This is a genomic window from Pseudomonadota bacterium, from assembly GCA_039033415.1.
Taxonomy (GTDB): domain Bacteria; phylum Pseudomonadota; class Gammaproteobacteria; order Xanthomonadales; family SZUA-38; genus JANQOZ01.
The window spans coordinates 23,538-42,500 of the sequence record JBCCCR010000041.1; the positions used below are offsets into that span (position 1 = coordinate 23,538).

Annotated in this window: 17 protein-coding genes (1 of these 17 cut by a window edge); 12 read left to right on the forward strand and 5 right to left on the reverse strand. The window is 57.6% G+C overall.

The window, feature by feature from the left end:
• Positions 1 to 123: 123 nt before the first annotated feature.
• The 6 genes from AAF358_24570 (at position 124) to AAF358_24595 (ending at position 5,752) form a co-directional block, all read left to right on the forward strand.
• Positions 124 to 813 (forward strand): 6-hydroxymethylpterin diphosphokinase MptE-like protein, encoded by a 690-nt coding sequence (locus AAF358_24570; GenBank protein MEM7708754.1) that lies wholly within the window; start codon positions 124 to 126, stop codon positions 811 to 813.
• The gene (locus AAF358_24575; protein ID MEM7708755.1) at positions 810 to 2,477 is read left to right on the forward strand and encodes an MBL fold metallo-hydrolase; all 1,668 of its coding nucleotides are present in this window, start codon (positions 810 to 812) and stop codon (positions 2,475 to 2,477) included. The genes AAF358_24570 and AAF358_24575 overlap by 4 nt, the downstream gene beginning before the upstream one ends.
• Before the next feature lie 22 nt (positions 2,478 to 2,499).
• Entirely contained in the window at positions 2,500 to 3,195 is a 696-nt protein-coding gene (locus AAF358_24580; GenBank protein ID MEM7708756.1) for an acylneuraminate cytidylyltransferase family protein, read from the forward strand.
• Between the two features lie 35 nt (positions 3,196 to 3,230).
• On the forward strand, positions 3,231 to 4,133 hold the full coding sequence (locus AAF358_24585) for a phosphoglycerate dehydrogenase (GenBank protein MEM7708757.1): 903 nt from the start codon (positions 3,231 to 3,233) through the stop codon (positions 4,131 to 4,133).
• Between the two features lie 148 nt (positions 4,134 to 4,281).
• Complete coding sequence (locus AAF358_24590) at positions 4,282 to 4,986, forward strand: methyltransferase domain-containing protein (GenBank protein ID MEM7708758.1); 705 nt, start codon at positions 4,282 to 4,284, stop codon at positions 4,984 to 4,986.
• Between the two features lie 55 nt (positions 4,987 to 5,041).
• Positions 5,042 to 5,752, forward strand: coding sequence for a class I SAM-dependent methyltransferase (locus AAF358_24595; protein MEM7708759.1), 711 nt, complete (start codon positions 5,042 to 5,044; stop codon positions 5,750 to 5,752).
• A 16-nt stretch (positions 5,753 to 5,768) separates the two neighbouring features.
• Here the strand turns inward: AAF358_24595 and AAF358_24600 are convergent, their stop codons facing one another.
• Positions 5,769 to 9,440 carry an FkbM family methyltransferase gene (locus tag AAF358_24600; protein MEM7708760.1) on the reverse strand — a complete coding sequence of 1,224 codons (3,672 nt, stop codon included), beginning with the start codon at positions 9,438 to 9,440 and terminating at the stop codon, positions 5,769 to 5,771.
• A gap of 195 nt (positions 9,441 to 9,635) precedes the next feature.
• Between AAF358_24600 and gmd the strand changes: the two genes are divergently transcribed.
• The 4 genes from gmd (at position 9,636) to AAF358_24620 (ending at position 13,654) form a co-directional block, all read left to right on the forward strand.
• The gene (gene gmd / locus AAF358_24605) at positions 9,636 to 10,754 is read left to right on the forward strand and encodes a GDP-mannose 4,6-dehydratase (protein ID MEM7708761.1); all 1,119 of its coding nucleotides are present in this window, start codon (positions 9,636 to 9,638) and stop codon (positions 10,752 to 10,754) included.
• Positions 10,751 to 11,746: a GDP-L-fucose synthase gene (locus tag AAF358_24610; GenBank protein MEM7708762.1), complete on the forward strand. Its 996-nt coding sequence runs from the start codon at positions 10,751 to 10,753 to the stop codon at positions 11,744 to 11,746. Before gmd ends, AAF358_24610 begins: the two co-directional genes overlap by 4 nt.
• Before the next feature lie 193 nt (positions 11,747 to 11,939).
• The gene (locus AAF358_24615) at positions 11,940 to 13,271 is read left to right on the forward strand and encodes an alkaline phosphatase PhoX (GenBank protein ID MEM7708763.1); all 1,332 of its coding nucleotides are present in this window, start codon (positions 11,940 to 11,942) and stop codon (positions 13,269 to 13,271) included.
• Positions 13,268 to 13,654, forward strand: a complete 387-nt coding sequence (locus tag AAF358_24620; protein ID MEM7708764.1) for an MAPEG family protein — start codon at positions 13,268 to 13,270, stop codon at positions 13,652 to 13,654. The genes AAF358_24615 and AAF358_24620 overlap by 4 nt, the downstream gene beginning before the upstream one ends.
• A gap of 33 nt (positions 13,655 to 13,687) precedes the next feature.
• Here the strand turns inward: AAF358_24620 and AAF358_24625 are convergent, their stop codons facing one another.
• Together AAF358_24625 and AAF358_24630 are read right to left on the reverse strand one after the other, a co-directional pair.
• Positions 13,688 to 14,542 (reverse strand): GGDEF domain-containing protein, encoded by an 855-nt coding sequence (locus tag AAF358_24625; GenBank protein ID MEM7708765.1) that lies wholly within the window; start codon positions 14,540 to 14,542, stop codon positions 13,688 to 13,690.
• Positions 14,543 to 14,615: 73 nt separating this feature from the next.
• Positions 14,616 to 14,993, reverse strand: a complete 378-nt coding sequence (locus AAF358_24630; GenBank protein MEM7708766.1) for a VOC family protein — start codon at positions 14,991 to 14,993, stop codon at positions 14,616 to 14,618.
• A gap of 73 nt (positions 14,994 to 15,066) precedes the next feature.
• On the opposite strand from AAF358_24630, the gene AAF358_24635 reads away from it, so the two are divergent.
• Positions 15,067 to 15,624, forward strand: coding sequence for a winged helix-turn-helix transcriptional regulator (locus AAF358_24635; GenBank protein MEM7708767.1), 558 nt, complete (start codon positions 15,067 to 15,069; stop codon positions 15,622 to 15,624).
• On the opposite strand, the gene AAF358_24640 is transcribed toward AAF358_24635, so the two are convergent.
• Positions 15,621 to 16,856: a threonine synthase gene (locus tag AAF358_24640; GenBank protein ID MEM7708768.1), complete on the reverse strand. Its 1,236-nt coding sequence runs from the start codon at positions 16,854 to 16,856 to the stop codon at positions 15,621 to 15,623. The two genes, AAF358_24635 and AAF358_24640, sit on opposite strands and share 4 nt — an antisense overlap.
• 111 nt (positions 16,857 to 16,967) lie before the next feature.
• On the opposite strand from AAF358_24640, the gene AAF358_24645 reads away from it, so the two are divergent.
• Positions 16,968 to 17,435 carry a TspO/MBR family protein gene (locus tag AAF358_24645; protein ID MEM7708769.1) on the forward strand — a complete coding sequence of 156 codons (468 nt, stop codon included), beginning with the start codon at positions 16,968 to 16,970 and terminating at the stop codon, positions 17,433 to 17,435.
• A gap of 117 nt (positions 17,436 to 17,552) precedes the next feature.
• Here AAF358_24645 and AAF358_24650 read toward each other — a convergent pair whose 3' ends face one another.
• Positions 17,553 to 18,963, reverse strand: the 3' portion of a protein-coding gene (locus AAF358_24650; protein MEM7708770.1) for a tetratricopeptide repeat protein. 752 nt of this gene lie beyond the right edge of the window; 1,411 of the gene's 2,163 nt are visible here — the last part of the coding sequence; its start codon lies beyond the right edge, outside the window; its stop codon occupies positions 17,553 to 17,555.

The window sequence follows — 18,963 nt, forward strand, 5'->3', positions numbered from 1 at the left end:
ACTCTAGAATAGCGCGACCCTCGAACGAGGCCGGCCCGTCTCGATGGTGAGCTGTTTGCGCCGGGATTTGCAGACACAATACTACCAGTTGCGTTTGCTCCGTTCCTGCCCAGTGAGCGAACGATGGACAGACTCTCGATTTTCAAAGACCGCCATGCGGGACAGCGTTGCATCCTTGTGTGCAACGGACCGTCGCTTAACGGCATGGAGCTAAGCGTGCTCAGGCACGAGGTCGTGATCGGACTCAACAAGATCCATCTGGGTATGGACCGTTTTCGCTTTTATCCTCGTTACCTGGTTGCGGTGAACGATCGGGTCGTCGCGCAGTCGCGGGAAGCCCTCCAGAAGCTCAACTGCGTCAAATTCATCAGCAGGCGAAACTCGCCCACAATCAGCGAGGATGGACTCACCCACTTCATTGAAACCGCGACTCCGAAAAAGCGTTTCTGCACGGATATCAGGGAAGGCGTTCACGAGGGCTGGACTGTAACCTACGCTGCGTTGCAGATCGCCTATCACATGGGGTTTCAGGAGGTGTTCATCATTGGCATGGATCACCGCTACGTGTATCGAGGCGCGCCCAATGAGGCTCGCGTGCTCAAGGGCACCGATCCGAATCACTTCGACCCGCAGTATTTCGGTGGCGGACAGGAGTGGAACAATCCTGATCTTGACCGATCGGAAGAGTCGTATCGGATCGCGCGGCGGGAATTTGAGCAGGCCGGGCGGCGGATTTACGACGCCACGGATGGTGGCGCGTGCAACGTTTTCGAGAAAATTGATCATCGGGCCGTATTCGGTGAGGCCGCATGAGCACTGACCTGCGAATTCCGGTAACGATGCTGGGTCAGTCTGGCTGTAAGCTGCAGTTCCCGGACGTAACCATCTATCTCGATCCATATCTCTCTGATTCTGTCAGAGAGCTGGACTCGCCAGATCTCGAACGCCAGGTTCCGATAGCGATGCTGCCCGAGGAGGTCGATGACGCCGACTGGGTTTTGATAACTCATGAGCATATTGACCATTGCGATCCGCATACTCTGCCTAAGCTGGCTGCCGCCTCACCCGGCGCTCGATTCGTAGGACCCCGCCCCGTATGCGACATTCTGTCGGGGTGGGGCATTGAGGACTCGCGAATTTTCAAAGCAGAGGAAAAATGGAAACCTCTGACCGATGATCTGCAGATTGTGGCCACCCCGGCTGCGCATCCCGAAGTCGAGCGTGATGGTGATGGCAACTTGACAGTCGTTGGATATGTTCTTGAATTTGGCGGGAAGAAAATCTACCTCGCTGGTGACACGTCAGCGCGGCAGGAAATTATCGACCGACTGGTTGAACTGGGTCCGATCCATACCGCCTTTCTGCCGGTTAACGAACACAATTTTTTCCGAGGCCGGCGCGGAATCGTGGGCAATATGTCCGTCCGTGAAGCGTTCCAGTTTGCTCGAGAGATTCAGTCGCAACAGGTCGTGGCCGTGCACTGGGACATGTTTGCAATCAATTCAGTGGAGCCGGACGAAATTCGCCTTATCCATCACAGGCAGTTCTCGGATTTCAGCCTGCTGATCAGCCCTGGGATGATCAACCTCGCAGATGCTCGCATCAGCATCATCATTCGCACGCTGAACGAAGCCCGATACCTCGGTGAGCTACTAGACGGCATCGCCGCACAAATGACGGAGGGACTTGGCCACGAGGTGGTGATAGTCGACTCCGGATCGACAGACCAGACTGTAAAAATCGCCGAACAGCATGGCTGCGTGATGCGCCACATCACCCGAGAACAGTTTTCGTTCGGACGCTCACTCAACGTCGGCTGTGAAGCGGCCCAAGGCGACATGCTCGTCGTCACCAGCGGCCATTGTGTGCCCGTTGACGAGCACTGGCTGCAAAACCTCTGTGAGCCGCTGATTGAAGGACGCGCGCAATACACCTATGGCCGGCAATACAGCGGCCCGACAAGCCAGTACAGTGAGGGCAAGATCTTCGCAAAGTACTATCCGGATAGCCCGGCGCGCGTTCAAAACCGCATCTTCTGTAACAACGCCAATTCGGCAATTCTGCAGTCGGCTTGGGAAAAATACGGATTCAACGAAGAGCTGACGGGTCTGGAAGATATGGAACTGGCGCAGCGCCTTGTTGCGGACGGCGGCCGAGTGGAGTACACGCCAGACGCCGGCGTATACCATCACCACGACGAATCCTGGCAGACCGTCCGACGTCGATTCGAACGAGAAGCGATCGCGCTTCAGCGGATAATGCCGAACGTCCATGTCAGCTCTGTGGACACGGCGCGCTATTTCACCTCAAGCGTTTGGCGTGATTGGCGTAGCGCCATGAAGGAAGGTGTGTTCGCGCGCAAGGCGACGGACATTGTTCGCTACCGCTGGAACCAGTACGTTGGGTCGTACCGGGGCAACCATGAGCACCGCAAGCTCTCCAACGCCGAGAAAGAGAAATACTTCTACCCGGACTGACACCAATTCCACGAGGAATTCGATGACATTGAACCGACCAAGGATCGTGGCGCTCCTGCCGATGAAGGCCAATAGCGAGCGCGTCGCGGGCAAGAATTTTCGGGATTTCTGCGGCAAGCCCCTGTTTCGCTGGATCCTCGATACCCTGCTCGAAGTTAACGCCATCGACCAGGTTGTGATCAACACGGATGCGCGGCACATCCTCGCAGAGAACGGCCTTGTCGACTCGGAACGCGTGCTGATTCGTGACCGCCGCCAGGAAATCTGTGGCGACCTGGTGTCCATGAATCTCGTTCTGGCTGACGACGTGGACAACGTGGACGCCGATGTCTATCTGATGACGCATACAACCAATCCGCTACTTACAGCAGAGACTATTTCAAACGCCCTCGACACATTCCTCGAGGCCCGGGATAAGGGGCATTCAGACTCGCTTTTCACCGTGAACAAGGTTCAGACCCGTTTCTACCGTGCTGATCTCTCCGCGGTCAACCATGATCCGTCGAACCTTGTACGAACTCAGGATCTAGAGCCTTGGTATGAGGAAAACTCCAATCTGTATGCCTTTACCCGGGCCAGTTTTCGCGAGACGAATGCCCGTATCGGCCGGAAACCCATGATGTATGAAAACTCGCGGTTCGAATCGATCGATATCGACACGCCCGAGGACTGGGACTTTGCGGTGATCGCCGCAACTTACTGGGTGGCCCAGTCTTGAGCAGCGCCGAACGGATACTCGTAACTTGCCCGCCCATGCTCCGCATGATCGATCAATTCGCTCCTTTGTTCGAATCCCGAGGCGCCGAGATCACAACGCCCGAAGTGGTTCAGACCTTGACGGAAGAACGACTCAGTGCGCTGGTGCCGGCTCACGACGGTTGGATAATCGGTGACGATCCAGCAACGCGCGCCGTATTTGAAGCGGGAAAAGCCGGCCGATTGAAGGCAGCGGTAAAGTGGGGGATTGGCGTCGACAACGTCGATTTTGCGGCATGCAAGGATCTTGACATTCCCATCACAAATACTCCCAACATGTTTGGCACCGAGGTTGCGGACCTGGCACTCGGCTATGTGATCGCGCTTGCCCGAGAGACTTTTCAAATCGACGCAGGTGTAAGGCGGGGAGAATGGCCGAAACCAAGTGGCATTTCACTTGGAGGAAAGACCGTTGCGCTCGTAGGACTGGGTGATATTGGCAGCAATGTCGCGAAACGTCTGTCGGCTTGTGACATGAACATCATCGCGTACGACCCTTTCGCATCTGAAGCGCCTGAGTATGTCGATCGCGCGAATTGGCCTGATCGCTTTGACGAAGCCGACTTTCTAGTGATCACCTGTGCCTTGACGGACTCGAGCCATCACATGGTAAACAGCGAGACCTTGGCGACGGCAAAATCTGGGCTCCGCGTTGTAAACGTTGGCCGTGGCCCCGTGATTGATGAGCCAGCGCTTGAATCCGCGCTAGAAACTGGCATCGTCTATTCGGCAGCGCTTGATGTTTTCGAGCAGGAGCCCTTGCCGGAAAAATCCGTTCTGAGGTTACATGAAAGGTGCGTATTCGGCTCGCATAATGCTTCGAACACACAAGAAGCTGTTGAGAGAACCAGCCTTGCTGCCGCCAACGCTTTGTTCAATTTCCTCGACCGAATTGCATGATGGGAAACTCGATGACTCACAACTGGCCGCACTAGTATAAAACGTTGCGCAGGACAGAAAAGAGCCGTTTTATTGAATTTGACGGGAGGCCTCTCGGGGTAATTCTTGTTACATACCCTTGTATAGAGGAACACTAGCTTTGCTTGAAGTGATCACGAAAGAGACTTACTGGAACGCGCTCGATGACCCTGAGGTGAGCAATCATCTTGAAAGGACCAACCGTCTTATGATTTGCCTAAAGCACATCCAGGATGCGTGGATACTCTCAAAGCTTGCGGGAGTCCGTGAACAAAAGATCCTGGAGGCGGGCGGGGGGTTCGGGCGAGTCTTGCGGACACTTGACGGAAACGAGCGGTGGAACCTCGACAAGCCAAACGGATCCGGCAGAACGGTAGACACCAAAAAAATTGTCATGCCGAAGGAGTTTCACGTTATCAGCACTTATCTTGGTGAGTATAACGACGAAGTTCCTGCTGAGTATTTCGATTTTGTCTTTTCCATCAGCGTGATCGAGCATATTCCGAAAGACCATATCGACAATTTTTTTGCCGATCATTTCCGCATTCTCAAAGCAGGAGGCCTGGGTTACCACGCCATCGATTTCTACCTGGGTAATGAGGAGCTACAGAACGTGGAGACTAGGATTGATTCCTACCTGCAAGGTGTGCGACGCGCGGGCTTGGAGTTCTTGCGTAGTCCAATCTTGCCGAGGCCATTGGTGTTTCATACCGAGTTCGCGACAAACCCGGATTTAACCATGCGCTACTGGAACGAGACCGTACCAAGACTTGCGAGTAGCCGCCTGTCCTTGCAATCCGTCAGTCTTGCACTCGCGGTAAAGAAAGCCATCTAGAGGATTCTGACCTACCGTTTGCCCCATTCGTGCCGGGCCAGAAAGGGACATCATAGTGGAATGCAATATCTGCGGAAGCGTGACTTTCCGCGACATGAAAAAACGCCTGAACGTTCGCTGTGCGAAATGCGGTTCTCTCGAAAGAACTCGCCTGCTCTGGCTTTATCTTGATCATTCAGGACATTTAAGGGAACACCGAAGGGTCATGCACTTTGCGCCTGAATTTGGCTTGGGGGAGAAGATCAAATCGATCGTAGGGGATAACTACTATCACGCTTACGACATTGATCCGAGGCTGTATCCCAAGACCGCCAATGTCCAACGCTTCGATCTGACCACAGACATCGAAGCAATCGAATCAGAGTCTGTAGATCTCATCATTCACTGCCATGTCCTCGAACACATCCCGTGCACCATGGCACACACGCTGTTCCACATGCACCGTATCCTGAAGACGGATGGTTTACATGCATGCGTGATTCCCATATCTCCCGGACGCTGGGATGAGTCTTTTGATCCTGCGCTCTCAGATTCCGATAGGCAAAAACGGTTTGGCCAACATGATCACGTCCGACGGATCGGAAAGCTGGACATCCAGAGTACGCTTGGAAAGATTATCGATATCGAACCGTATCTAACCTTCGATGCGACAAGAGACTTCCCACAGGAAACTCTGAAGCGCTTCAACATCCCGGAAAGTCATTGGTATGGACTGACCTTTGGCACACCGCTATTACTTTCGAAAGCAGCCTATAGACTGAGATAACCATTGGCATGATGCATCATTCAAGATCACCCATACTGTGCACGTGTCCAAGCCGCAGTTTCTTCGCGGCCCACAACGCATTCATTTCATAAATGCTCAACGGATTGAACCTATAAAGTGCGACATAGGTAGAGAGGGCCCGCTCATAATCGCCATCTCTGAAATGCCGATTGGCCTTTAAGAAGGCTCCTGGCGGCGGTTTTTTTGATGGTTGAGAGTCACCGAGAGCCCCTTCAGGATTTCCGACGACCAGTTGCTCCTCAAAGCAGCTTACGACGAGTTTCTCATCGACCGACCCTCGGAAAGCTAGAATGTTGCCCCAGCCGTTTTTGTTATTGAGCGAACAGGGGAACCTCTTCAACGTATGCCAATTGTGCCGGATACCATAGCGCTCAATCGGGTGCCATTCGCTGACGTACAGCGCGTAGCCTTTGTCCGCGAGATACCAGGCAAGATCCTTGAATTTGTATCCCAGCGGTTCCGTTTTCGAATCCTCGAACTCGCATTCGATAACTCTGGGTTGTAAACGCTCCCAAGGAAAGCCCTTCAAGACAAAGAGATCATGACCTTCCGTATCGATTTTTAAGAAGTCTACTTTCTCGATGGTTTGATCTTCGAGAAAATCTCGAAGCGAAACGACACCAACCTGGTCAGACTCTTTGTGAGACGGATGAAAGCTGCTTAAGCTGCTAATGCCCGTGCTTTCTTCTGAGGTATAGAACGGCCTGTGGTCCACTGATTCAGCGCCAACACAACGATCGTCGATTTTCAGTAACTCTCGGTGCCTGTGATCCTTGAGCCGCTCTAGCAGCTTTGACCGGTTATTCCTATCCGGTTCGAAGGCCTGCACCGTCCAAGACCTTTTCAAGAAGGGAAGCAGCGCGGAGCCATGGTGTGCGCCTACATCGATCATTGATGTCCCTTCGCCAATGTGATCGAACACCCGAGCAACGACGCGAGTTTCATCAATGTGTGCCTTGTGTGCCCGTTCATAGCTTCCAATGAGGGGCGCGTCGCTGTAGATACGACCAAGCAACTCTTCACGCCAATACCGTGCCTCAAGAAAGGCCTGTCGCATGGGCTCGACGGTGCGAGCCCCCTGCCGGCAGGGATTCTCCATCGCCTCGAGCACGTTGTCGACGTCGGCGAACGGAAAGCAACGCAGCGCGGACATTGAGTTGAGGTTTGTGATCGAGACCGGAAATCGCCGTAGGTCGGCTTTTAGCATCTCCCAGGAGCGCACATGCATATCCGGGTGACGGTTTGGTGGGTTATAGCGGTCACCGGCTACTTGGTAATTATCGAAGAAGTAATTTGGGTTTTCCTCAGGCGTCTCGTCAATGACCAACTCTCGGCCGTCAACTGATGCTTCCCGGATCTGCTCGATATACTTCAGATCGATACCCAGGAGAAATAGCTGACGATAACCCAGGAAGATGCCCACCAGAGCCGAGAAACTCCCTGTTGTAATCTTGTCGTCGACAAAAAACTCTGACTGATCTTGCAGGTCCTCCAGGAAGTGGACATGCGGATGGTTCTTCAGCTCAGGCATGTGTTCCAGAATAGAATTTCGCAGGAAGAACCTTCGAATGCCGTTGGCACATCTTTCCTTAATGAGTCTTTGGATCGCTTCCCGGTGGCTGTCTTGGACGACAGTATCGAAACACGCATAGTAGGTGGGATAGAAGTCGATTTCGTCCCAGTAACGGTAGGCCGCGTTCATGCCAAGCGTGTGCTGTGCGCGAAGCTTGTCAAAGTCGAACCCTTTGAGTGATGGCCCATTGCCCATAATGAAAAGCGCATCGGTTCCGCGATCGAACCTCAGACCGTCAAGGAAGTGAAACGTGCCGCGATGATGGTAGATACGAACCTCGGCATCGACACCTTCCAAGGCGGAAATGGATGCCTGCTGGTCTGTGAGATGGGCCGACTCCTTCCAATTTCGGACTGCCGCGGCTGAAGAAGCCTCGTTGCCACGACGATACAGGCTGGACGAGAAACTAGGTGCACCATAACGTGTGGTGAGAATGGACAGGATCGATTGCGTCCGATGGCCGCTATGAGCGAAAACACCAAACACGCGCTGGACAGGATACTGGCTGGCTTGCCTGTTACCGGCAACGAGTTCCTTTCGGAGCTGTTCGTCTTCCGCGGACAACCTTGTTCGATTCGACTTTTCCACAACTTTGGGCCAATACACCGCTGACCTTTTCTTCCCGAGCGCCCAGGCTTCGTCGATTATATTTCGGAATTTTCCGCCTTTTCGGTAGCCAACCAGAGCGGAGCAATAATGAGGGGCGACCAGTTCCGCGCTGCTGGGATTGATCGCTTCAAGTGCGTCGGGATGGATAAACGGCGCGTTTACAATTGGCCAATGTCGGCTGTCATCATGGTTTGTGATGAAAAAGTCGTGCTCACTGATGAGGTCAAAAATCTCAGCAACGCTCGTGAGCGCGCTCAGGCCAGCATCCATCCAGAGAATCAGTGCCTCTTTGCTGACGAGGTCTGCGGCTGCTCGCATCGCATACGACTTGTAAGCCCTCGATTTTGGTTCGAGAAACTCGGGAAACGTTTCTTTCGTGATTTCGGCGGGGTATTCGGCCAGTTCGACTTTGTCCAGTTCAAGCAATTGCAGCTTCTCCGTCTCGCCTAGACCAAGCGGATAGACAATGATCCTGTCGATTTCGTCGAAACTGGTCCGATGAAGGCTTGCAATCAGGTTGATGCCCTGGTTGAAGTACGCCGCGTCGAACGAGGTGACCACAACTCGTTCAAGCACTGAGCCATGCCCGGACGATGGATGGCCGCCCACTAGTACTGCTGAAGCACCCCCTACCATCTCACCTGCTTTCTGATTGAGTGTTCGAACAAGCCGTTGAGCCATGCGAGAACGAAGATTGGAGAGTGAGGCTGGCATCTCGATGTCGCTTGTGACCTTCGCGTCCTTCCGCGTCAGAAAAAATTCGACGAATCGCTCAACCCACACCTTTGGAACGTGGCCAAACTTGCATTTAATCAGTGTCATACACTCGTCGAGCTGCTCCAACCTCTGCTTCGTGCTCTTGGCATCCATGTGAACCGTGGCCACCGACAGAAGTTGGTCGATTCGCCCAAAGCGGAAGCCGTTCTGCGCGAATCGAATCCAGAGTTCATAGTCGAGTTGTAAAGGCCAACAGTCGTCCAAGCCGCCTGCACACTCATAGACGCGTCGCCTGAAGAATAGGGATGGCTGAAGCAGGCCGATGGAAGTCTCGAGAGTTTTGAGAAAATTTGTGCCTGCTGGATGGACAAACGCTTCTTTGATCGTATTGCCGGCGTGATCAACCCGGAGCCCGCGCCCGTAGGCGATGTCAACATCCTCGTTCTCGAGGAAGAACTGATGAACCGTACGCAGCACGGAGTCATCGTAGTAGGCGTCATCCGTATTAAGCCAGGTCAAAATTTCGCCGTTCGATCTGGCAAGCCCCTTATTGATCGCATCGACTTGCCCCTCGTCCTCCTCAAAAACGACCGATGCTCTCGGGTTGCTGTCACGATAACCTTCCAGAATTTCCCTGGAACCATCATTCGACCCTGGATCGAAAACTAGGTGCTCGTAGTCCGAAAAGTCTTGGTGCGCGACCGATTCGAGGGTTTTCTTCAGGTAGGCAGCCTGGTTGTAGGACGGTGACACGATCGAGATTTTCAATTCTTTCTCCCTCGGGACGGATTTGACCGATAGGTACTGCCTGTCGACCGGGCGGAGCCTACCCTACTCTGGACGCTGCTGCCCAATTTGAAACGTTTCAGCCGCTCTGCGCCATAAAAGAACTCGGTCTCCACTAGAAGGGCGACCCGTTGGAGTATCGGTTACGATATCCAATTATTTCCGATTAAGCAGCCGATGAAAACCGCATTAATTACCGGCGTCACCGGTCAAGACGGCTCTTACCTCGCCGAATTCCTGCTCGAGAAAGGCTACAAGGTCCACGGCATTAAGCGCCGGGCGTCGTCCTTTAACACCCAGCGCGTCGACCATATTTACCAGGACCCTCACGAGCCAGATCCTCGCTTTGTGCTGCACTACGGGGACCTGACCGATAGCTCCAACCTGACGCGAATTTTGCAGGAGATCCGGCCGGACGAGGTTTATAACCTGGGCGCCCAGAGCCACGTGGCCGTGAGCTTCGAGGAACCGGAGTACACCGCGGACGTTGACGCGCTGGGCGCCTTGCGCCTGCTTGAGGCGATCCGCCTGCTGGGCATGGAGAAGACGACGCGCTACTACCAGGCGTCCACCTCCGAGCTCTACGGCCTGGTCCAGGAGGTGCCGCAGAAGGAGACCACGCCATTTCATCCCCGCAGCCCCTATGCTGTCGCCAAGCTGTACGCCTATTGGATCACGGTGAACTATCGCGAGGCCTACGGGATGTACGCGTGCAACGGCATTCTGTTCAACCACGAGTCTCCCCGTCGCGGCGAAACCTTCGTCACGCGGAAGATCACCCGGGGGCTCGCCAACATCGCCCAGGGGCTGCAGGACACCCTCTACATGGGCAACCTCGACGCGCTGCGCGACTGGGGCCACACCAAGGACTACGTTCGCATGCAGTGGATGATGCTGCAGCAGGAGACGGCCGAGGACTTCGTGATCGCTACCGGCGTCCAGATCTCGGTGCGACAGTTTATTGAGCTCGCCGCGCAGGAACTGGGCGTCAGACTTCGGTTCGAAGGTGAGGGTCTGGAAGAGGTGGGCTACGTTGATTCGGTCGAAGGGGATTCGGCGCCGGCGCTGAAGCCCGGCGATGCGATCGTCCGTGTCGATCCGCGCTATTTCCGGCCCGCAGAGGTGGAGACCCTCCTCGGTGACCCGTCCAAAGCCCGCGAGCTGCTGGGCTGGGAGCCTGAGATCACCGTCGAGGAAATGTGCGCCGAAATGGTCGCCCACGATCTCGTGGACGCAAAGCGCCACGCCCTTCTGCGCGACCACGGGCTGGAGCTCCCCGTCAGGGTGGAGGCGTGAGCGCCACCTCTCCGGAAACGACTCGCGACCGATCCGGAACCATTTATGTCGCCGGCCACCGCGGCATGGTTGGTTCCGCGATCGTGCGACAGCTTCAGTCGCTCGGATACAACAATATCCTCAAGGCGAGCAGTGACGAGCTGGATCTTCGCGATACAGCTGCGGTGAACCGTTTTTTTGCTGCCAGCGATGTCGACCAGGTCTACCTCGCGGCGGCTAAGGTCGGCGGTATCCACGCCAACAACGAATACCCGGCGGACTTCATCTACGAAAATCTGATGATCGAGGCCAATGTCGTCAACGCCGCGCACGAGGCCGGAGTGCATAAGCTCCTGCTGCTGGGTTCATCCTGCATCTATCCCAAGCACGCCGAGCAGCCGATGGCCGAGGACGCGCTGCTCACGGGCACGCTCGAGCCCACTAATGAGCCTTACGCCATCGCCAAGATCGCGGGCATCAAGCTCTGCGAGAGCTACAACCGTCAACACGGACGGGACTACCGGAGCGTCATGCCGACCAACCTCTACGGCTTGGGAGACAACTTCCACCCGGAAAACAGCCACGTCATTCCAGGGCTGATGCGCCGTATTCACGAAGCGAAAGAGGATGGGGCCGACGAGATTGTGATCTGGGGCAGCGGGAAGCCCATGCGCGAGTTCCTGCATGTGGACGATATGGCCGAGGCCAGCGTCTTTGTGATGGAGCTGGACGACGCCACGTATCAGCAGCATACACAGCCGATGCTGTCTCACATCAACGTTGGCACGGGGGTGGACTGCACGATCCGTGAGCTGGCGGAGACGCTGTGTCGGGTAATCGGCTTCGAGGGTCGGCTCACCTTTGATACCAGCAAACCGGACGGCACACCGCGTAAGCTTCTGGACGTTTCGCGCCTCGCCGCACTGGGGTGGCGAGCTAACATTGAGCTGGAGCGCGGACTTCGTGACACCTATGAATGGTTCAAACAGCAGGGACACGCGATTCGCAGCTGATTGCTCGGTGGGACACTTTCGTTGGTGGCGTGCGGCAAGCCCCGAGAAACCTCCGTCCGGTTTGCCGGCGGCGAGCACGAAGCATCCTGTCAACTGTCCAACATTTTTGTCGAATCCGTAGGCAAATGCTCGTCAGTCACATAAACATCAAGGTCTCTGCGATAATATCCGCGTTTTTATCGGCCACAGATCCATGCTGAACAGACGAAATTTCCTCATTGGCACCGGCGGCCTTGCGGCGGCCATGACCGCCGGCACCGGCAGCGCCGCTGACAATCTGCGCAGCGGTAGCGATATGGCGACCGGGCTGGACCTGCTCAAGGTGCCCGAAGGGTTTCGGTACCACACGCTGGGCTGGCGCAACGACCTGATGGCGGATGGACGCCCCACCCCCGGCAGGCACGACGGTATGGCGGTGATTTCAGCCGGCGACGATGCCCTGGTTCTGGTGAGAAACCACGAGATGGTAGGCGACTCTGGCGCCATCGGCCCGGCGGAACACTCTTATGACCCGGCGGCGACGGGCGGCACCACCACGCTGCGCGTCAAACCGACAGACGCCACGCTGTTGGACGACCGTGTCAGCCTGTCCGGCACGCTGACCAACTGCTGTGGCGGCCCTACTCCCTGGGGTACGTGGCTTAGCTGCGAGGAAGACTGCGTCGATCCAGGGCTCATCGTGCAGGGAAACACCGTCAAGCTGCAGCAAAAGCATGGCTTTGTATTTGAGGTGCCCGCCGAAGGCTTCTCGGACGCCAAGCCGATCAAGGACATGGGGCAGTTCTGCCACGAAGCGGTGGCGGTCGATCCGCAGAGCGGCGCCTGCTACCTCACCGAAGACCGCTACATCGCAGCGGGCTTTTACCGGTTTCTCCCCAACCGGCCCGAAGACCTGCACGCCGGAGGCCGGCTGCAAATGATGCGCGTGGCGGGCCGGGAGCAGATGATTCGTGGCGTCCCCAATCGGGAGTACGACGTCGTCTGGGTGGACATTGAGGACCCGCAGCGCGGCCACGTCAATCCTTTCCACCAGGATCGCTCCGGCGTTATCAGCCAGGGGCTGCTTTCGGGCGGGACGGCGTTCAGTCGCCTGGAGGGCTGCTGGTTCGACGGCGGGAAGATCTACTTTTCTTCGACCAATGGCGGCGACTCGGGGCTCGGCCAGATTTTTGAGCACGACATCGAAAACCAAACGGTGCGAATGCTCTACGAGACGGCCGACAAGAGCATCCTGGAACACCCCGATAACCTGACCGTTTCGCCCAACGGTGCAGTTGTGATCTGCGAGGACGGGGGCCGCATGGGGCAAATGCTGCTAGGCCTGACGCGATCCGGTAAGCTCAAGCCAATCGCCCGCAACCAGGTGAATCTGAAGAGTGAGCGAAACGGCTTTGAGGGCAACTATATGGATTCGGAGTGGTGCGGGGCCTGTTTTTCACCCGACGGCAAATGGCTGTTTGCCAATATCCAGAAGCCCGGCATCACCGTCGCGATCACCGGGCCCTGGTCTGACTATCTCTCATGATTGAGCTGGTCCCGGTCACAGCCCTCTACGCCGGTGCGCTGGCAATTTTGGTGATTTACCTCTCGTTTCGGGTGGCCATGATGCGCCGCGCTGGTGGTATCGGCATTGGCGACGGCGGTAACTCGAGCTTGAGCAAGGCGATCCGGGTTCAGGGTAACGCGGTTGAGTACGTGCCGCTGGCGCTCGTACTGCTACTGCTGCTGGAGCTTAACGGCGCGCAGGCCGCGATGCTCCATGCACTTGGCGGAACGTTGGTGCTCGCTCGCGTCCTGCACGCGTGGGGTCTTAGCAGCTCCGCCGGCGTCAGTATTGGCCGGCTGTATGGCACCATGCTGACATGGATTGTCATTCTGAGTGCCGGCGTTCTGAATATCCTGCTTTAGACCTCTCTGTAACGGCCTGTCCGACCCGTCGACCTAGACGTCAACGATAATTCGATTCCCACCGGCGTTGCGCGCCTTGTACATGGCGTTGCTCGCGTTCCCGATGGCAACGTCCGGCGCCTGATCGGGTGCCACAGTCGCAATGCCGATGCTCAGCCTAACCGGGCGAGATGGGTTGTCCCTGAGTGAGGTCGCAACCCGGCCCAGCGCGGTAAGGGCCGCGTCGGCCTTCACGCCCCAGAGTCCAACCAGAAAGTCGTGATTGCCGTGGCTGGCAACCCAATCGGAACGACGGATAACCTTAACAATCGTCTCCGACACGCTGCTGCTCAGCTCGTCAAGAGACTCCTGCGGATAGTGCGATGCCAGCTCTTCGATATTGTCGATAGCCACCATCGCCAGGCACAGTGGCCGGCCATCGCGCGCCGCGCGCAGAATGTCCTGGCCTAGCCTCCGCACCGCAGAGCGTTGATTGATCAAACCGGTGATGGGGTCGGTGGTCCGGTCCGACTGGCGCTGCCGCCGGGCGTCTTCCAGCAGAACGGCACTGCGCTGCGTATGAGCCATGATGACGCCCACCTCGTCGCGCCCGTCGGTGGGCAGCTGCGGCAGCGTCTTCTTGCTGGCGTAACGCTCCAGCGCGTCGCGGGTATTCACGAGGGGCCGAACGACTGACTTGAACATTCCCAGCCAGGCGAGCACAGAAAGAATCGCCCCCAGCAAGACAACCCCGGCTTCAAGACCCGCCGAGCCCAAGTCAAACAATGCGACGGTAAGGCCACTGAGAAGCAGCGGCGTCGCCCCAATAATCGCAATCAGAAAGAGTTTTGCGCTGAAGCTCGCCGCGAGCGGCCCCCGATTCAGCGCACCGTAGAGTCCAGTCCCCAAACCGGTCCCTCAGCCTGCAAAACGCCATTGTAAGCCATCGGCATCGGGCCCGCGCCGGCTTCAGGAAATCGACTCAGTTTTCGGAGATGTCCTGGTAGAGCATGATGGCATTGTCGTCTGGGTCGAACAGCCCGAGGATCTTGACCATGCCGTCGATTACCTGCACTTCCCCGTCGAGCTTCACGCCTTTTTCCAGGAGGGCTGCTTGAGCCTTCTCGATATCGGAGACGCCCCAGGTCGGCGTCGTTTCGCCTCGCTTCACCACCTCAACCTGACTCAAGCCTACGTTCACGCGCGCTACCGGCGACGCCAGCTCGCACCACCCGAGCTCATCCATCTGGTAAATCAGCTGCAGCCCGAGCACGTCCTGGTACCAGGCGACCGAGCGGTTCAGATCGGAAACCGGGATGGACAGCGTCAGCCCGCCGTCGAACCCTAGTACGTCATCCATCACTTTTCCTTTTGCCTCATTGAGTACTGTTTTTATACTTGATATATTTCTAGATCACAAGGGGTTTGATGGCTTGCAGCTCTCACTGTTGATCAACCTGACACACCGCCGCTGGAACCTGCCGCTGCTGGCGCAGTTCCACGAGCGACCTGCCGTGAAGTTTGTCACGCTGGCCAACGCGCTTGGCTGCAGCCGCAGCGCGCTCAGCGTTAGCCTCCAATCGCTTCGCGATCTGGGTTTGGTTCAACGGAACGAAGGACACGGCCACCCCATGCGACCCGAGTACCTGCTGGCTCCGAGCGCTATGGACCTGGCGAAAACCTGCGCTGAAGTCCATCACACCCTGCACGCCTGGGAGCACCGTGAGCTTGGCTACCGCAAGTGGACCCTGCCGCTGGTCTTGGCGACCGGCTCGGAGGAGCGGCGATTTGCTGACCTCCGGCAGCGACTGTCACCCATTACGGCACGCGCGCTCGCTTTGAGCCTCAAGGATCTGGAGCGAGAGCATTGGCTGTCGCGGACGGTGCAGAACGATTACCCGCCTGAACCGCGCTACGCGCTGGGCCGCCCCGGCAGGACCCTCTATCGACTGGTGCGTGGCGGCAAGACCGCCGACCGGCGCAACAGTTAACCGAAGCGGGCGTAATCCACGGGTTTGTGCTGATCGAGCACCTGGGTGACATCCGGCATCGGATATTTCAATCCGGTTGCGCAGTTGAAGAGCACGACGTTGTCCTGCGACGAGACCTGCCCGGAGGTCAGCGCCTTTTCATACGCGGCATAAGTCGCCGCGCCCTCGGGGCACAGCAGTAGCCCTTCGCGAGCAGCCACCTGATCGCGACAGCGCATGATGTGGTCGTCATCTACCGCCATGGCAAACCCGCCACTTTCGTTGACAGCGCGGATGATCAGAAAGTCTCCGACCGCCACCGGCACCCGGATTCCGGCAGCGACCGTCTCAGCTCCCTCCCACACCGGCGCATGCTCCTCTCCGGCCTCCCACGCTTTGACGATGGGCGCACAGCCCGTGGACTGAACGGCCACCATGCGAGGCAGTTTGCCGCTAAGCCAGCCCATCGCCTTGAGCTCGGCAAAGGCTTTCCACATGCCGATCAGGCCGGTGCCGCCACCGGTGGGATAAAAGATCACGTCGGGCAGCGTCCAGTCGAGTTGCTCCGCCAGCTCCAGTCCCATCGTCTTTTTGCCCTCAATTCGGTAGGGCTCCTTGAGCGTTGAGATATCAAACCAGCCCACCGGCACTTTGCCCTCCCCGACGATACGCCCGCAGTCGTTGATCAGCCCGTTAACCAGCCAGGTATCGGCACCCTGCAGCGCTATCTCCTGCACGTTGATCGCCGGCGTATCGTCCGGGCAGAACACCGTGCTCTGCATGCCGGCACGGCTGGCGTAGGCAGCGAGCGCAGCGCCAGCGTTCCCGTTGGTCGGAATTGCCACCCGGATGACGCCGAGTTCCCGGGCCATGGCGATGGCCACGGCAAGCCCGCGCGCCTTAAATGATCCGGTGGGAAGTCGCCCTTCGTCTTTGACCCACAACTTGCCTTCACCTGTCGGTAGCCCAAGCCGTTCCCCGGCGAGCTCGATCATTGGTGTCATCACCTCACCGAGGGTTACAACGTTGGCACTGTCCTGCAGCGGCAGCAGATCGCGGTAGCGCCAGAAACCATTGCGGTCGGGCTGCCGAGTCAGGGTGTCCCGGTCCAGCGCAGCCCCCATGGCCTCGAGGTCGTAACGCACCAGCAGCGGTCGTCCTACCTCCGACAGCCCGTGAAGCTCGCCAGCCGGATAGTGTTGGCCAGTCATCGAGCACTCCAGGTGGGTCACAAAACAGCGATCTTGGGTCATGGAAAACCGGTTCCTTCTGTGAACAGCGTTCAGTCCTACGCTTCGCGTCATCGTCACGCGGCGGGTGATCTGATGCTAAGCTCTTGATAGTTATAGCCATCGGACGACAGCATGACGGCAGGCATCATCATAGCAGTGCTGGTCTTTGGTGCAGCCGCCACCGGCGGCCTGTTCAAACCCGGCACTTGGTACAACGCCCTCAACCGCCCCTCTTGGACGCCCCCGGACTGGGTTTTCCCGGTCGTGTGGACGCCGCTCTACGCCATGATCGGCTACGCCGGCTGGCTCGTCTGGCAAGAGCGCGAGTGGCTGGCAATCGGCATCTGGGGCGCCCAGCTGCTTTGTAACGGCCTCTGGTCTTACCTCTTTTTCGGTCGCAAACAGATGAGAGTTGCCTTTGTGGATCTGGCCGCCATGTGGACCATGATCTGGGCATTTGTGGCGGTCACGCTGCCCGAACAGCCTCTGGCTGCCCTGTTGTTTGTCCCCTACGGCATTTGGGTGTCAATCGCGGGGGTGCTCAATCGGGAGATGATTCGGCTGAACCCCCGTGAGCCCGAGCTCGCTCTGCAGCGCTAGCCCGTTGAGCTACCAGGGCGTCGGCGGGCAGGTCGCCAAGCTTTGAAATCGCCTCGACAGACTCGACAAAAGAAGGACGGTTAACCCGTAGACCGGATGGCAACACCCGAGGATCGCCTATGTTGTCGCCGACTCACCCTCCGCTGCGATCGATTCCATGGCGGTGGCAAAAGTCGCCGCAAATGCGGGTCCGTCCATGAGGGGTGAGCCCGCCATGCGATCTCGCATCCCCTCTCGAAGGCTCGCCAAGCGTTCTGGGTCTTCCGCCAGCGTGGCCGCGATCTGTACATAGGCAGCCGGGCTGTCGGCGACCAGCTCCTTGAGATCCATGGCCTCAAGGAAACTCGCACAGACCCGCGATCGATGGTTTCCACCCGCTAGCGCGATGACCGGCACGCCGCACCACAGCGCCTCACAGCTCGTGGTAACGCCGTTGTAGGGGAACGGATCGAGCGCGATGTCCACATCCTGGTAGCGGGCCAAATGGTCCGCCGTTTCGTTGTCGCGTGCTTGCAAGACAAGGCGTTCACCAGCGATTCCCAACCCGGCCAGCACCTCGCGGATCCTGGCCTGGACCACCGGATCCGCCAACACCCGAGTTTTGAGCAGCAGCCGGGAGTCCGGCACCGACTGGAGGATCCTGCCCCAGGTGTTGAGCACTTGGGGCGTTATCTTGGCCAGGTTATTGAAACTCCCGAACGTTACGTAACTCTGGCGTTGGCTCGGCGGCGGCTGAACCGGCGGCGCCGCGGCGGGCGGCGCGTAGCAGGAAAACGGCCCCTCCAGACGCAACAGTTTTTCGGTATGAGCCTGGTCGGCCTCACCGGGCGGATCGATAAAGCTATCGGTCAGCCGGTAGTCGATCGCGCTCAAGCCCGTAGTATTCGGGTAGCCCAGCCAGGTGACCTGACGTGACGCCGGCCGGCGGGCAAATACCGGCAGTCGGTTTCCGCCGGAATGGCCGGACAGGTCGATTAAGACACTGATTTCGTCCGCCTGAATCCGGTCAGCCACTTCCTCATCGGTCAGATCAAGAATCTCACGCCAACCTTCGGAGCACGCTTGGAGCCGTTCGCTGACCGTGTCGCTTTGGTAGTGGTTGAAGTATGCGAAGAGCTGAATACGTTTCGCGTCGAGATGTGGCAGCCAGGATTCCAGAAAACACGCAACCGAGTGGCGGCGCAGGTCGGCGGAGACTAACCCCACCCGCAGCGGTGTCCTCGGCTTCTTTCCCGTCGCTCGTTCTTGTCGCTTCATCCCTCGCTCGAGCTGGCTGCCATACGCGCGATGTGCCTCTAGGATCGTGCTGTCCTCGACGTTCTCCAGGTAGTTGAGGGTCAGCAGCTGGTTCGATCGGATATCCAGATCCGCAGTGTCGAGTTGCAGCGCCTGCTGGAAGTGGGCCAGCGCACTCTCACAATCGCCCAGATCGATTTCCGCACCCGCAAGGTTGGCCAGCAGATGAGGATTCGCAGGCTGGTTTTGCAGTGCTTCTCGAAACTGAGCGGCCGCTTCGCTCGGGAGACCC